The sequence below is a fragment of the Thermodesulfobacteriota bacterium genome, from assembly GCA_040754335.1.
Lineage (GTDB): Bacteria > Desulfobacterota_D > UBA1144 > Nemesobacterales > UBA2774 > 2-12-FULL-53-21.
Genome location: JBFMCV010000010.1, coordinates 14,866 through 28,951, shown reverse-complemented (window position 1 = coordinate 28,951; position 14,086 = coordinate 14,866). Strand labels below are relative to the sequence as shown.

Here is a 14,086-nt window from a genome sequence, read left to right as displayed (position 1 = left end):
CTCCCAGGTGGAAGGTGTGCTCGCCGACCTGGGAGGCGAGCTTCCGGAGGGATATCTCGAACACCTGAGGGGGGCATGGAAGACCCTCCATGGAGGCGGCTAAAGACATCCGTGCACGCGGAGAGCGGTTATGAGATTTATAAAGACGGCAGCAGTCGTTTTGATAATACTGGTCGTCACTATCGCCGTAATAGGGCTCTTTCTTCCTGCTAGGTACTCGGTAGAGCGCTCGGTTGAGATAAACGCCTCGCCCGGAGAGATACACGAATACGTAGGGGACCTCAAAAAATGGGACGATTGGTCCCCGTGGAAAGAAGAGGACCCGAGCATAGTAGTAACGCTGGGCGAAAAGACGTCCGGCGTCGGAGCGAGCCAGTCATGGGTGGGGGAGAGCGGGACGGGGGCGCTTACCATCACCGAATCCTCGCCTGATAAGGGAATAGAGTACGACCTCCTCTTCGACGGGGGCACATACGAATGCGTGGGCTCGATGAAATACGACAGGCTTCCCGATGGAGACACCAAAGTGACTTGGGTGATGTCGGGCGATATGGGGAAGTCGCTTGCGAGCGGTTATTTCGCGCTCTTGATGGATACGATGGTGGGGGGTATGTTCGAGAAGGGGCTCTCAAATCTGAAAAAGGCTGTAGAGAAAGGCGGTTAGGCCGTGTTACTCTGCGAATGGATGTTACCCCGTTCAACCCTTCGTTCCTTCGACTTGCTCAGGACAGGCGCGCATTTCAGGGTTGGCTCCATTATTTGGCCGAAGCAGAAATGCGATATAGGGATGATATACGAGCGCAGGTTTTGCGCCTCAGGGCGGACGGGTCGAACTTCATGCTTGGTTTAAACAGGAGAGGAAGTGTAGAGTCGTAGCAACGCGCATTGCATGTCGCGGCTGGAAGCCGCTCCTACAACGAGGTTCCACCTCGGTTATAGCATAAGGAAACATATATATTCCTTTTTGTCTTTGCTTAAGAAAGAAATTCCTCTAACCTAAATAAGTTATGGGCATAAGCGACGAGAAGGTCGGCTCGATTCCCGCGTCGGCCGGTGTCTATATCCTCAAGGACAGGAAGGGCAGGTCCCTCTATATCGGCAAGGCGAAGAACCTGAGAAGCCGCGTGATGTCGTACCTCCACGAAGGCGGGGACCCGCAGAGACCCCACATACCGTATCTCATGAGGGAGGTGGAGGACCTCGATTACTTCGTGACGCGGAACGAGCGCGAGGCCCTCGTCCTCGAGAACTCGCTCATCAAGCAAAAAAAACCTCGCTACAACATCAGATTGAGGGACGACAAGAACTATCTCTCCCTCAGGCTCGATCCCCGGGAGAGGTTCCCGCGCCTCTCTTTGACCAGAAGGGTTCTCAAGGATGGGGCCCTTTATTACGGGCCTTTCGCGTCGGCGGACGCGCTAAGGAAGGCGAAGAGGCTTATTCACAAGGTGTTTCCGCTCAGGGACTGCACGGACGAGAAGTTCAAAAGACACTCGGCCAGGCCCTGTCTCAGCTACTACATGGGCATGTGCCTCGGACCCTGCGCTGGGAAAGTCGGCGAGGAGGAATACGGGGAGGCGGTCGAGCGGACACGGATGTTTCTCCGGGGAGAAAAGGACAGGATCATCGAAATGCTCAGGGACAATATGGAAAAGGCTTCGGAGGAGATGAGGTACGAGGACGCAGCTCATTACAGGGATCAGGCGAAGCTTCTCGAAAAGAACCTGGACGACCAGATGTTCATCACTCCCGGCACGAAGGACAGGGACATAGTGGGTTTTCACAGGGAAGGGCAGGAGGCAGAGTTCGCGGTCCTCTTTTCGAGGGGCGGGATTCTCGTCGATAAAGCTGAATATTCTTTCAAGAACGCGGCGGGGACGGACGAGGACCTCGTCGGGGAGTTCATCTCCCAGTTCTACGGGGGAAACAGATTTATACCGAACGAAATAATTATCCCTATAGATGTGGAGGGCATGGGGGATATATCCGAATGGCTCTCGGAGAGGCTGGGGCGGAAGGTCACGCTCAGCGTGCCGGAAAGGGGGGTGAAGGCATCGCAGCTGGAGCTCGCAGGCAGGAACGCGCTCGAGAGCTTCCAGAGGAAGCACGCCCGGGAGCTCGGCGAGCAGGACCTCTTGGGAAGGCTCAAGTCCTCGCTCCACCTGAGCAGATTGCCCGCTGCCATAGAGTGCTTCGATATCTCCAATATACAGGGGGAGCTGGCAGTGGCGTCGCTCGTGAGGTTCGAGGGGGGGAAGCCGGCCAGGGAGAGGTACAGGACTTACAGGATAAAGACGGTCGAAGGGCCTAACGACTACGCCATGATGCGCGAGGTCCTTTCGCGGAGACTTACACGGGCCGAGGAAGAGGGGTGGGATATCCCCGATCTTATTTTGATCGACGGGGGGAAGGGGCAGCTGAACATAGCGCATAGCGTTATCGAAGAGCTCGGCTATGCAGGCAGGCTCGACCTCGCCTCGATAGCCAAGGGCAGGTACGAAGGGGAGCCCGATAAGATATACATATACGGCCGGAAGAACCCGATCGTCTTCTCGAGAAACTCGCAGGTCCTGTTCCTTCTCATGAGGGTGAGGGACGAGGCCCACAGGTTCGCGATCACTTTTCACAAGAAGCTTAGGGGAAAGAGGGCTGTAAGCTCGGCGCTCGACGACGTGCCGGGCATAGGGGCCAAGCGGAAGAAGGAGCTCATAAAGCGGTTCGGCAGCCTGTCCGGCATAAGAGACGCTTCGGTCGATGACATCGCCGCCGTCCCCGGCCTAAGCAGGAAGAAAGCCGAGGAGCTGAAGGAAAAACTCTCCGGCTAAAAGGTGTCCAGAATGATTATGCTAATTCGTCGTATTAGTGAACGGCCGGCAAGCTGCGCTGCGTTTTTGCTGTCGGCGCTCCGGCAAAATCCAGCATAAGGAGCTGTAACTATGTCGAAAGTGAAACCCATACCCGACGGAATGAATACTGTGACGCCGCATCTCGTCTGCAAGGACGCGGCCAAGGCCATAGAGTTCTACAAAAATGCATTCGGCGCGGAGGAGGGCGGGAGACTGACCACGCCTGACGGGAAGAAAGTCCTTCACGCATCGCTCCGTATAGGCGATTCGGCGTTAATGCTTGCCGATGAGTTCCCGGACTGGGGCTCGGTGGGTCCCGAAACACTCAAGGGAACTCCCGTTGTTATACATCTTTATGTAAAGGACGCGGATTCGGTATTCGATCAGGCGGTAAAAGCGGGAGCGACCGTTAAGATGCCGGTTGCGGACATGTTCTGGGGGGACAGGTACGGCCAGCTGCAGGACCCGTTCGGCCACGTCTGGTCTGTAGCGACCCATGTTAGGGACGTGAGTTTTGAGGAAATGGAGCAGGCCGCCAAGACCATGTGCGGCTGACGGCTGCGCGCTATTGAGGATTTTCTTCCGAGCTCCCGAGGTATTTTATCTCGAGCTCGCGGAGGCGCTTTATCTGATCCCTCTTCTGCGCGGCCGTCTCGTATTCCATGCTCCTTGCAGCCTCTTTCATCTCTTTTTCGAGCGCGCTTATGGTCTTCGAAATCCTCTCGGGCGGTATATCTATGGGCTCGGGCGTCTTCTCGACCGGGACGGTGTAGTAATCGGCTTCGTATATGGTCGATAGTATGTCGGTGACGGATTTCTTTATACTGGCCGGCGTGATGCCGTTCTCCTTATTGTACTTTTCCTGGATGCGGCGCCTCCTCTCGGTCTCCGAGATAGCGCTCGCCATGGACGCCGTGGTTCTATCGGCGTAGAGCACCACCTTGCCGTTCACGTTCCTTGCCGCCCTCCCGAATATCTGTATGAGGGATGTTTCCGAGCGGAGATACCCTTCCTTATCCGCGTCCAGCACCGCGACGAGCGAGACCTCGGGGATATCGAGCCCCTCCCTGAGGAGGTTAATCCCTACGAGGACGTCGAATTTCCCGAGCCTGAGATCCCTAATTATGGCGATCCTTTCGAGGGTGTCTATATCGGAGTGCAGGTAGCGCACCTTTATGCCGAGCTCCCTGTAATATTCGGTAAGGTCTTCGGCCATCCTTTTCGTGAGTGTGGTTACGAGTGTCCTCTCGCCCGCAGAAACCCTTTTTTGAATCTCCTCGAGGAGATCGTCCACCTGCCTGTCGGCGGTCCTTATCTCCACTTCGGGATCGGCGAGCCCCGTTGGACGTATTATCTGCTCGACTATGACCCCGCCCGCCTTCTCTATCTCGTATTGGGCGGGGGTGGCGGAGACGTAAATCACTTGGTTGACCCTCTTTTCGAACTCTGCGAAGTTAAGGGGTCTGTTGTCGAGCGCCGAGGGGAGCCTGAACCCGTGCTCCACCAGACTGAGCTTCCTGCTCCTGTCCCCTTCGTACATGCCTCGGAGCTGGGGGACCATCTGGTGGCTCTCGTCTATTATAAGGAGGAAGTCCTTGGGGAAGTAGTCGAGGAGCGTCCAGGGGGGCTGGCCGGGGAGCCTGCCAGATATGTGCCTCGAATAGTTCTCGATGCCGGGGCAGAAGCCCATGTTGGCAAGCAGCTCGAGGTCGAACTTGGTCTTCTCCTCAAGCCGCTGCTTCTCAAGAGCCATTCCTCTTTCACTGAAGTACGCGAGCCTCTCTTCGAGCTCTTTCTTTATGCCTTCGATCGCCCTCTCGTGGCTGTCTCTCGGGGCGACGTAGTGGGATCCCGGGTATATGGCTGCTTTTTTGACGGGCCTTATGGTCTTGCCGCTGAGCGGGTCTATTTCTTTTATGGAGTCCACGCGGTCGCCGAAGAATTCTATCCGGAGCGCGGTGTTGTCGTGATGAGACGGAAAGACGTCTACAGTGTCCCCCTTCACACGGAAGCTGCTCCTCCAGAGGTCGAGCCCCGTCCTCTCGTACTGGACCTCCGTAAGCTTCTCCAAAAGCCTGTCGCGCTCAAGCTCCATTCCTTCCTCGACCATCGTGAGGAGCCCGTAGTAGTGCTCGGGGGCGCCGATGCCGTATATGCACGACACGCTCGCGACGATTATCACGTCCCTCCTTTCGAAGAGGGCCGTCGTGGAGGCGTGGCGGAGCCTGTCTATGTGCTCGTTTATCTGCGCGTCCTTTTCTATGTAGGTGTCCGTGGACGGTATGTAGGCCTCGGGCTGGTAATAATCGTAGTAGCTGACGAAGTATCTCACAGGGTTGTCCGGAAAGAGATCCTTGAGCTCTCCGTAAAGCTGCGCGGCGAGGGTCTTGTTGTGGGCCATTATGAGGGTAGGACGGCCGACGTTGGCTATGACGTTCGCTATCGTGAATGTCTTGCCGCTCCCCGTGACGCCGAGCAACACCTGGTGCCTGTCTCCCCGGAGCACGCCTTCCGTGAGCTCGGCTATGGCTCCGGGCTGATCCCCCGTTGGCGAGAACTCGCTCTTTATCCGGAAACCGTTTTCCATACGGATGAGTTTAGCATAGCCTCGCAGGACGGGATTAAAAAGCTTCCTGTGTAGATTATAATTAATCAGATGGACAGGCTTACCGCTTTGGAAGAATTCCATCCCTCTGTTAAATCATGGTTTGAAAAAGAGTTCGATGTACCGACGGAGATACAGGAAAAGGCCTGGCCCGAGATCAAGAAGCGGAAGAATACTCTTATCTCGGCACCGACCGGCTCGGGCAAGACGCTTGCCGCTTTCCTTTCCGCAATAGACGACCTCGTCAAGGAGGGGCTCGAAGGCAGGCTCACGGATAAGACGCAGATCGTTTACGTGTCCCCTCTCAAGGCGCTAAGCAACGATATAGAAAAGAACCTTCGAAGGCCGCTCAAAGGCATAGAGGAGGAGCTTGCGAGGGCGGGATTCCCCGAAATAGGCATAAGGGCGCAGGTAAGGACAGGCGATACGCCCGCCGCTGCGCGGACAAGGATGACGAAGACCCCGCCTCACATACTGATAACGACGCCCGAATCCCTCTACCTGATACTCACGAGCAAAAACGGGCGGGAGATGCTGTCCGAGGTCCATACTCTCATAGTGGACGAGGTGCACGCGCTCGTCGGGAGCAAGCGCGGCTCGCACCTGGCGCTCTCCATGGAGAGGCTCGAAGCCCTCGTATCAGGGGGGCTCGTGCGCATAGGGCTCTCGGCGACACAGAAGCCTATCGAGACCACAGCACGTTTCCTCACAGGCGCGGGCGGGGAAACGGAAAACGGAGCGCCCTATTGCACCATAATAGATACCGGCCACAGGAGAGAGCTTGAGCTGTCTATCGAGATCCCCCGCTCTCCACTTACCGCGGTAATGTCGAACGAGGTGTGGGAAGAGGTATATGAAAGACTCGAAGAGCTTATAAAATCGCACAAGACAACATTGATATTCGTAAATACGAGAAGGCTATCCGAGCGCATGACCCATAACCTGACCGAGAGGTTCGGAGAAGGGGTCATAGCCGCCCACCATGGGAGTATATCCAGGGAGATGAGGCTCGACGCTGAGCAAAGGCTCAAGTCGGGTGAGTTAAAGGCGATAATCGCGACGGCGTCGCTCGAGCTCGGCATAGACATAGGTGCGGTCGATCTCGTGTGCCAGATCGGTTCACCCAAATCGATCTCGACGTTTCTCCAGAGGGTAGGGCGCTCGGGGCATACGATAAGGGGGACACCTAAAGGCAAGATATTTCCGCTCAGCCTCGATGAATTAGCCGAGTGCGCGGCGCTCCTGGATGCGGTAAAACGGGGGGAGCTCGACAGCATAATCATGCCGGAGAAGCCTCTCGACGTGCTCGCGCAGCAGATAGTCGCCGAGGTCTCGTGCGGTGAGAGGCTCGAAGACGAGCTCTACGAAATGCTCGTGAAGGCTTACCCGTATAGAGATTTATCACGGAGAGAGTTCGACGAGGTGGTAAAGATGATCGCTCAGGGGTTCGCGGCTCAGAAGGGGAGGCGCGCCGCGTACATACACCACGACATGGTGAACGGACGTCTCCGCGCGAGGAAAGGCTCCCGCATCGCCGCCATAGTGTCGGGCGGGACGATACCCGACAGCTTCGATTACGACGTGATACTTGAGCCGACGGGGACTTTTATAGGCACGGTGAATGAGGACTTTGCGATTGAGAGCACGGCGGGGGACATATTCCTGCTAGGAAACCATTCGTGGAGGATCATAAAGGTAAACGGCGGGAAGGTCAGGGTGGAAGACGCCGGAGGGCAGCCGCCTACGATCCCGTTCTGGTTCGGCGAGGCGCCGGGGAGGAGCACTGAATTCTCGGCGGCCGTTTCCAGGCTGAGAGAGGAGATATCGGAGGCTATCGGGGATATAAAGGATTTTATAAAGGAAGACGACTTGTCAGACGGCTCCCCTGACGATAGTTGGAAAAAGGCGGCGATCGGGCACCTCATGACAAGAACCGGGCTCGGGGTAGAGGCGGCAGACCAGCTCGTTACATATATTGCGGCCGTGAAGGCAGCCCTCGGCACCGTGCCGACACAGGAAAGGCTCGTAATGGAAAGGTTCTTTGACGAAGCGGGCGCTATGCACCTGGTCATACATTCGCCCTTCGGGAGCAGGATGAACCGCGCGTGGGGGCTTGCGCTCCGGAAGCGGTTCTGCAGGAAGTTCAATTTCGAGCTCCAGGCCGCGGCGACCGAGGACTCGATAATACTGAGCCTCGGGGCAACGCACAGCTTTCCCCTTGAGGAGGTGTATTTCTATCTACATCCGAATAACGTAAGGGATCTACTTACGCAGGCCCTTCTTGACGCCCCGATGTTCGAGGTACGGTGGCGCTGGAACGCGAGCACGGCGCTCGCGGTCTTGAGGAGGTGGACGGATAGGAAGGTCCCCCCGGCGATCCAGCGCATACACTCGGAGGACCTGATCGCACAGGTGTTCCCGGACCAGATAGCGTGCCTCGAAAATATAGTCGGCGACAGGGAGATACCGGACCATCCGCTCGTAAATCAGACCATAAAGGACTGTCTCACTGAGGCAATGGACATAGACAATCTCGAAAAGCTGTTAGCTGATATACATTCGAAGAGGGTAGAGCTCGTCGCCTGTGACCTGCGCGAGCCATCCCCGCTCACAGGTCAGGTGCTTAACGCAAGGCCTTACGCGTTTCTCGACGATACGCCGCTCGAGGAGAGGAGGACGCACGCCGTCCGGAACAGGCGCTGGCTCGACCCTTCCGAGGCCGCCGAGCTCGGGCAGCTCGACGCAGGTGCCGTAAGCACGGTGGAGGAAGAGGCGTGGCCCGAGGCGTGGAGCCCGGACGAGCTCCATGATGCGCTCATACTTTGTGGGTTTATAACCGAGGAAGAGGGTGAAAGGGGAGACGCGGCGGGCAGCTGGCGGCCTTATTTCGACGAGCTGATCAAAGAGAACAGGGCCGCGGCGCTGGAAACGGAAGGTGGGCAAAGATTATGGACGGCGACGGAGAGACTTTCGCAGATGAAATCCGTCCATCCGAACTTAGCGCTTTTAACCCCCATAACTGTTCCCGAGAGGTTGCTGGAAAGCTCCGCGTCGAGAGAAGAGGCAATAGTAGAGATCATAAGGGGACGCCTCGAGGCGCTTGGTCCCGTTACGGCGGCTGAGCTCGGCGGGGCGCTGGGTATAACCCCGCAGGACACGGAGCAGGCGCTCCTGACTCTCGAGGGAGAAGGGTTCGTATTCAGAGGGAGCTTTACCCCGGGTGTGGATGGGGTCGAGTGGTGCGAGAGACGGCTTCTGGCGCGGATCCATAAATATACGATGAGCAGGCTCCGGAAGGAGATAGAGCCCGTTACTGCGGCGGATTTTATGAGATTCCTATTTTCCAGGCACGGAGTCGATTCGGACAATAAGCTGGAAGGGGTTGAGGCGCTCAAGGGGGTACTCGGCATGCTCGAAGGCTTCGAAGCTCCGGCCGCCGCCTGGGAGGGGGATATACTGTCGTCGAGGATGGGAGAATACGACCACGCGTGGCTCGATACGATCTGTCTCTCGGGAAACGCTGTGTGGGCTAGAATAAAAGCGTCTAACGGCGCAGGGAAGAAGTCTGGGCCGATAAAGACGACTCCCGTAACGATCGTGAAGAGATCGAACCTCGAGACATGGAGGAAGTTTGCACCCGATCCCGCTTCGGCTTCCACAAACCTATCCAGGCAGGCGAGAGAAGTGCTCGATGTGCTCGAGGCGCGAGGGGCGTCTTTCTTCGAGGAGATAGCGTCAGGGGTCAGGGGTCTTAAATCGGAGACGGAAAACGCGGTTGCGGAGCTCGTCTCGAATGGAATCGTCACGTCGGACAGCTACACGGGCCTCCGGGCGCTCCTTGTAAGCTCGAAATACCGGACCGCGGAGGGAAAGCGGAGGACGAGGGCGAGCTTCAGCATGGAAGGGGCCGGCAGATGGTCGCTTATACGGGCGAAGGAAGGGGAGGCGGCCGGAGATATATCCAGGGAGGATATACGGACGCTTGCCATGGCCATTCTCGGAAGATACGGCGTTATATTCAGGAGGCTCGCCGAGCGTGAGAGCTTCGCTCCGCCGTGGAGGGAGCTCGTGCGCGTGCTGAGACTCCTCGAGCTGAGGGGGGAGGTAAGGGGAGGAAGGTTCGTTGATGGCGTATGGGGCGAGCAGTTTGCACTGCCCGAGGCGGTCGCGGGATTAAGGGAAGCGAGAAGGAAGCCCAGGGACGGCAGGTTGGTTTCGATAAGCGCCGCCGATCCCCTCAATCTGACAGGGATTATAACGCCCGGTGAGAGGGTATCGTCGCATTATAAGAACAGGGTTCTATACAGGGACGGGGTTCCCGTTGCCATCAAAGAGGGTGAGGATATCAGTATCCTGTCGGCGGCTGACGGGAAGGAAGAATGGAGCCTCAGGACGGCGCTCGTGAAACGGAGCTTTTCACCGAAGCTGAGGGCATATCTTGGCAAGGGAGTCGCCTAGAGAGGCACATCAGCCCGCCCATTTTTTAACCGGTCTTTAACTGTTTTATAATCAGCTCTTAATTTCCCGGTGTTTAAATTTTAGTAATGGGCGTAGTGCGGGCCTGGAAACATAGAGCACCGGAAGCAGAACGGATAAGCGCGGCCGTCGCCGATTGGAGGAAAGCGAGCCGCCAGAATGTGGATGCGGTTATCAGCAGGGGCAGGAGCATGAGGGGAACGGGAATTGCTCCGAAAGAAACCTCATGCCCCGAGTGCAGATATATTATCCGCAGCGCCTCATTTCCTGCACAGTGTACCTACTGCGGCAGCTCACTCTGATTTTTATTCAGTCGAGCCCAAGCTCTTTTACCTTTTCGGCGATCTCTTCGGCATGCTCAGTCGTTTTGACCTTCGTCCAGATGTAGCGTATTACGCCTGACTTGTCGATTAAAAAAGTCTCGCGCCTCGCGCTCCCCGAATCGCTTACGACTCCGTATGATTTGATAATGTCCTTGCTCTTATCGCTAATGAGAGGAAAGTTGAGGCCGTGTTTCTCTTTGAAGCCTTCATGGGACTTGACGCTGTCCGTGCTGACTCCGAGGACCTGAACACCCAGCTTCTCGAGGTCACTCATGCCGTCCCTGAGCGAGCATGCCTCTTTAGTGCATCCGCCCGTGTAGTCTTTCGGGTAGAAGTAAAGCGCGACCGTTTTCTTCCCGCGGTAGTCGCTGAGTTTGATTTTATCGCCGCCGTAGGTTTCGGCTTCAATGCCGGGTGCCTTGTCTCCGGCCTTCAATGTGTCTGACATGCTTGAATTCCTCCTTTCGATAAATTCGGATTTGAGTATAGCTGATGAAGAAGCTTGAGGGAGGGGAGAAGTTGAATGACGCGTTACGAATATGGGCAGGCGATATTACAAAAATCGTTTTTATCAATTTCATTTATTTGCCTTCTGTTTTCGTTTTGGATTCGGGGTATTTCAAATATAGATATAAAGATGTGCGATTCGTTTCTACAGTGCATGTTTTGATATGTGATTCCGGCGATGTGCGGGAGCAAGCAGGTTTTTGTTATTTAATAGTAATCTACGGTTCGTGAGATTTAGTGATCACGAACTGATAACAATCCCTCTTTAGAATCATTCGGAATCGCCGTCATGTTTCCCCATATATTAAAGCCGAGTATTAGATATTGTTTTTTTATCCACACCTATTAAGGTTTCGGTTTAATACCTGATTTTAACCTGGCAATATAATTTGGACGGGTTGTATAGCGCGGAGAGGTGCGGACACGAACTCTTTATCAGCGGCGTCTTCCGCCGAGAAAAGAGCCGAGTATGCCGCGCACGAGCTCTGTTGCTATTTGTCTTCCGACGGAGCGCGCTGCGCTTTTTGCCATCGCCTCGATCGGCGTGTCGCTCCTCCGTACTGGTTTGCGTTTAGGTGCGGGCTTTGCCGCATGTGCGCTCACCGCGCGGTCTTTCAACATCTCGTATGCGGACTCGCGGTCGACTACTTTTTCATAAACGCCGCGAAGCGGCGAATTCTGAATTACTGCGCCGCGTTCTTCGGGAGTGACCGGACCTATCCTGCTGAACGGGGGGCGGATAATTGCGCGCTCAACGATATTCGGTCTACCTTCATTGTCGAGGAACGATACGAGCGCTTCGCCCACGCCGAGCTCCATGAGTATTTTCCCCGCGTCGAGCGCGGGGTTGGTCCTGAAGGTCTCGGCCGCGGCCCTGACGGACTTCTGGTCGCGGGGGGTATATGCGCGGAGCGCGTGCTGGACCTTGTTCCCGAGCTGACCCAGGATAATATCCGGTATGTCGAGAGGGCTTTGAGTCACGAAATAGACCCCAACGCCTTTTGAGCGTATGAGACGGGCGACTTGTTCTACCTTATCGAGGAGCGCTTTGGGCGCGTTGTCGAAGAGGAGATGGGCTTCGTCGAAGAAGAACACAAACTTTGGCTTTTCGGGGTCGCCGGCTTCGGGCAATTGCTCGAATAATTCGGAAAGGAGCCAGAGGAGCAGCGTGGCGTATATAACCGGCGAGCGGATGAGCCCGTCTGCGGCGAGAATGTTAATGACGCCGCGCCCGGCGGGGTCTGTCCTGAGAAAATCATCGAGGTCGAGGGCGGGCTCTCCGAAGAACACGTCGCCTCCCTCGTTTTCGAGCGTGATCAGGTTTCTTTGTATGGCCCCTATGCTCGCCCCGGAGATGTTCCCGTATCCGGTCGTAAAGGAGGAAGAGTTGTCTCCTACATGCCGGAGCATCGACCTTAGGTCTTTCAAGTCGAGGAGGAGGAGCCCGTTGTCGTCTGCTATCTCGAATACGAGCGTGAGCACCCCGGTCTGTGTGTCGTTGAGGTTGAGAAGGCGGCTCAAGAGGAGCGGCCCCATCTCCGATACCGTGGTGCGGACCGGGTGGCCTTGTGCACCGAAGACGTCCCAAAAGACGACCGGGGATTCACCGAATTTGAAATTCGAGAGGCCGATCCTGTTAATCCGCTCTATGATTTTCGGGTTTTCGCTCCCGGGCCGGGAGAGGCCCGAGAGATCGCCCTTGACGTCGGCCACGAAGACCGGGACTCCCATCATGCTGAAGTTCTCGGACAGTACCTGGAGCGTTACTGTCTTGCCGGTGCCGGTGGCTCCGGAGATCAACCCGTGCCTGTTCGCCATCGCGGGGAGGATGAAGAGATCGTGTTCGCCTTTAGCTGCCGGTATGGGGTCGGTCATGCCTTTATAATTCCCTTTGTGGGAGGCATTGTAAAGCGGGGGTGCGAAGCGCTACGTTTCAGCCGGGCGCCTGTATTAAGTTTCACTTCTCATGCGCTTTAAAAGCTCGATATCGGGGGCGACTTCTTCGGGCGGTATCTCGACTATCATGTCGAGTTTTTTGAGGGCCGGGCTGCCGAGTATGGCTTTGAACCCTTCTTCACCGATTTTTCCTTTCCCTATGTGCTCGTGTCTATCCTTTTTCTCGCCGAGACCGGCCTTGGAGTCATTGCCGTGCAGGAGCTTAATGCGGGCGGGGTCTATGACGGAGCCAAGCGCGTCTATAGTGCTTGCGAGAGACGGCTTTGTCCTAATGTCGTAGCCCGAGGCGATGAGGTGCGCGGTATCGATACAGATGCCGAGCCGGGCATTCCCGACTTCGTTCAGGATCCTGGCCAGCTCCTCGAACGTATCTCCGATCGTTTCTCCCTGGCCGGCCGTGTTCTCGAGCAGGAGCTCGGTCGAGAGGCCGTCCGAGCCTTCGAGTATCGCGGCGACGCCTTCCGTGACCATATCGACGGCTTGTGCGCGGTCTATGCCCTTTGAGCTCCCGAGGTGGGTCATGACGTACTTAGCGCCGATGATGCTTCCTCTTTCGAGCTCTTCCCTGATTATGGCGACGGACGAACGCCTGAGCTCCTTTTTCTCTGATGCCAGGTTGATGTAATAGGGAGTATGGATGTAGTAGTCCGTGAGGCCGTACGAGGAGCATGACTCGAGGAAGGAATCGACGAGGAATTTGCCGAGAACGGGCGGCTTACCGCCGCGCGGGGAGCGCGTGAACATCTGGAAGCACTCGCAGCCGAGCGTATGGGCTCGCTCCGGGGCCTTGTCGATGCCGCCCGCGATCGAGACATGAGCGCCGAATTTCATAGTGGCTGGTAATTTTACCGGATTTGGCGGAAAAAGGTTCGGAAAGGGTGAATCTTAATACCGCTATTGCAAATAACTTCAAGATAAAACAATAAAAATCCTTTTGAAAAAAATTTTTTGGGCGGATCGTATTTCCTTACTGATTCAAGTTTATCATTAGCAATAGCGGCACTAGGAATGCGCTCAACCCCCTTGAATAATTGATACATCGAACAGCCGATAAGATATCTTATGTTAACTATATGTTGGGCCATGTCCGACCCGTAAGAAAATACGCGGTAATTATCCGAGGGAAGCCTATCGAAGCGAGCCTCTGCTTCGAGCCGTTTATAGTATATGTTACCCATGTCTCCGAACACCTGTTACCTGTGTCCCAGAACGTTGCCAAAATCATACCGTGGAGATCGCGGCTGGCCTGTCCTGAACCATGTCCTGAATTTATTTCAGGATCGATTCAGGAAAGCCACTCCTACGAAAAATGCGAGATCCCCGATCAATTATTGAGCGTATTTCAAAAGTTCAACAGCTGATTCCGATGTTAG

8 protein-coding genes are annotated in these 14,086 nt (G+C 55.9%); 4 read left to right on the top strand and 4 right to left on the bottom strand.

Annotated features, from left to right (window positions below; genetic code table 11):
* Positions 1-130 precede the first annotated feature (130 nt).
* From AB1598_14820 to AB1598_14810, 3 genes are all read left to right on the top strand, one after another.
* Entirely contained in the window at positions 131-664 is a 534-nt protein-coding gene (locus AB1598_14820) for an SRPBCC family protein (GenBank protein MEW6146284.1), read from the top strand.
* Positions 665-1,007: 343 nt separating this feature from the next.
* On the top strand, positions 1,008-2,825 hold the full coding sequence (gene uvrC / locus AB1598_14815) for an excinuclease ABC subunit UvrC (GenBank protein ID MEW6146283.1): 1,818 nt from the start codon (positions 1,008-1,010) through the stop codon (positions 2,823-2,825).
* A gap of 111 nt (positions 2,826-2,936) precedes the next feature.
* A complete protein-coding gene (locus AB1598_14810; GenBank protein ID MEW6146282.1) occupies positions 2,937-3,401 on the top strand; it encodes a VOC family protein in 465 nt (154 codons plus the stop codon).
* Between the two features lie 10 nt (positions 3,402-3,411).
* Here the strand turns inward: AB1598_14810 and uvrB are convergent, their stop codons facing one another.
* On the bottom strand, positions 3,412-5,433 hold the full coding sequence (gene uvrB, locus AB1598_14805; protein MEW6146281.1) for an excinuclease ABC subunit UvrB: 2,022 nt from the start codon (positions 5,431-5,433) through the stop codon (positions 3,412-3,414).
* 69 nt (positions 5,434-5,502) lie between these two features.
* Between uvrB and AB1598_14800 the strand changes: the two genes are divergently transcribed.
* Positions 5,503-9,909: a DEAD/DEAH box helicase gene (locus AB1598_14800; GenBank protein ID MEW6146280.1), complete on the top strand. Its 4,407-nt coding sequence runs from the start codon at positions 5,503-5,505 to the stop codon at positions 9,907-9,909.
* 327 nt (positions 9,910-10,236) lie between these two features.
* On the opposite strand, the gene AB1598_14795 is transcribed toward AB1598_14800, so the two are convergent.
* From AB1598_14795 to AB1598_14785, 3 genes are all read right to left on the bottom strand, one after another.
* Positions 10,237-10,698: a peroxiredoxin gene (locus tag AB1598_14795; GenBank protein MEW6146279.1), complete on the bottom strand. Its 462-nt coding sequence runs from the start codon at positions 10,696-10,698 to the stop codon at positions 10,237-10,239.
* A 494-nt stretch (positions 10,699-11,192) separates the two neighbouring features.
* Positions 11,193-12,632 carry a helicase HerA-like domain-containing protein gene (locus AB1598_14790; GenBank protein MEW6146278.1) on the bottom strand — a complete coding sequence of 480 codons (1,440 nt, stop codon included), beginning with the start codon at positions 12,630-12,632 and terminating at the stop codon, positions 11,193-11,195.
* Positions 12,633-12,707: 75 nt separating this feature from the next.
* Positions 12,708-13,544, bottom strand: coding sequence for a deoxyribonuclease IV (locus AB1598_14785; GenBank protein MEW6146277.1), 837 nt, complete (start codon positions 13,542-13,544; stop codon positions 12,708-12,710).
* Positions 13,545-14,086: the final 542 nt, after the last annotated feature.

What these genes read in the sequence shown, in the direction of transcription:
- AB1598_14820 (MEW6146284.1), top strand. Translation starts at nt 131, where the DNA reads ATGAGATTTATAAAGACGGCAGCAGTCGTTTTGATAATACTGGTCGTC.
- uvrC (MEW6146283.1), top strand. Translation starts at nt 1,008, where the DNA reads ATGGGCATAAGCGACGAGAAGGTCGGCTCGATTCCCGCGTCGGCCGGT.
- AB1598_14810 (MEW6146282.1), top strand. Translation starts at nt 2,937, where the DNA reads ATGTCGAAAGTGAAACCCATACCCGACGGAATGAATACTGTGACGCCG.
- uvrB (MEW6146281.1), bottom strand. Translation starts at nt 5,433, where the DNA reads ATGGAAAACGGTTTCCGGATAAAGAGCGAGTTCTCGCCAACGGGGGAT.
- AB1598_14800 (MEW6146280.1), top strand. Translation starts at nt 5,503, where the DNA reads ATGGACAGGCTTACCGCTTTGGAAGAATTCCATCCCTCTGTTAAATCA.
- AB1598_14795 (MEW6146279.1), bottom strand. Translation starts at nt 10,698, where the DNA reads ATGTCAGACACATTGAAGGCCGGAGACAAGGCACCCGGCATTGAAGCC.
- AB1598_14790 (MEW6146278.1), bottom strand. Translation starts at nt 12,632, where the DNA reads ATGACCGACCCCATACCGGCAGCTAAAGGCGAACACGATCTCTTCATC.
- AB1598_14785 (MEW6146277.1), bottom strand. Translation starts at nt 13,544, where the DNA reads ATGAAATTCGGCGCTCATGTCTCGATCGCGGGCGGCATCGACAAGGCC.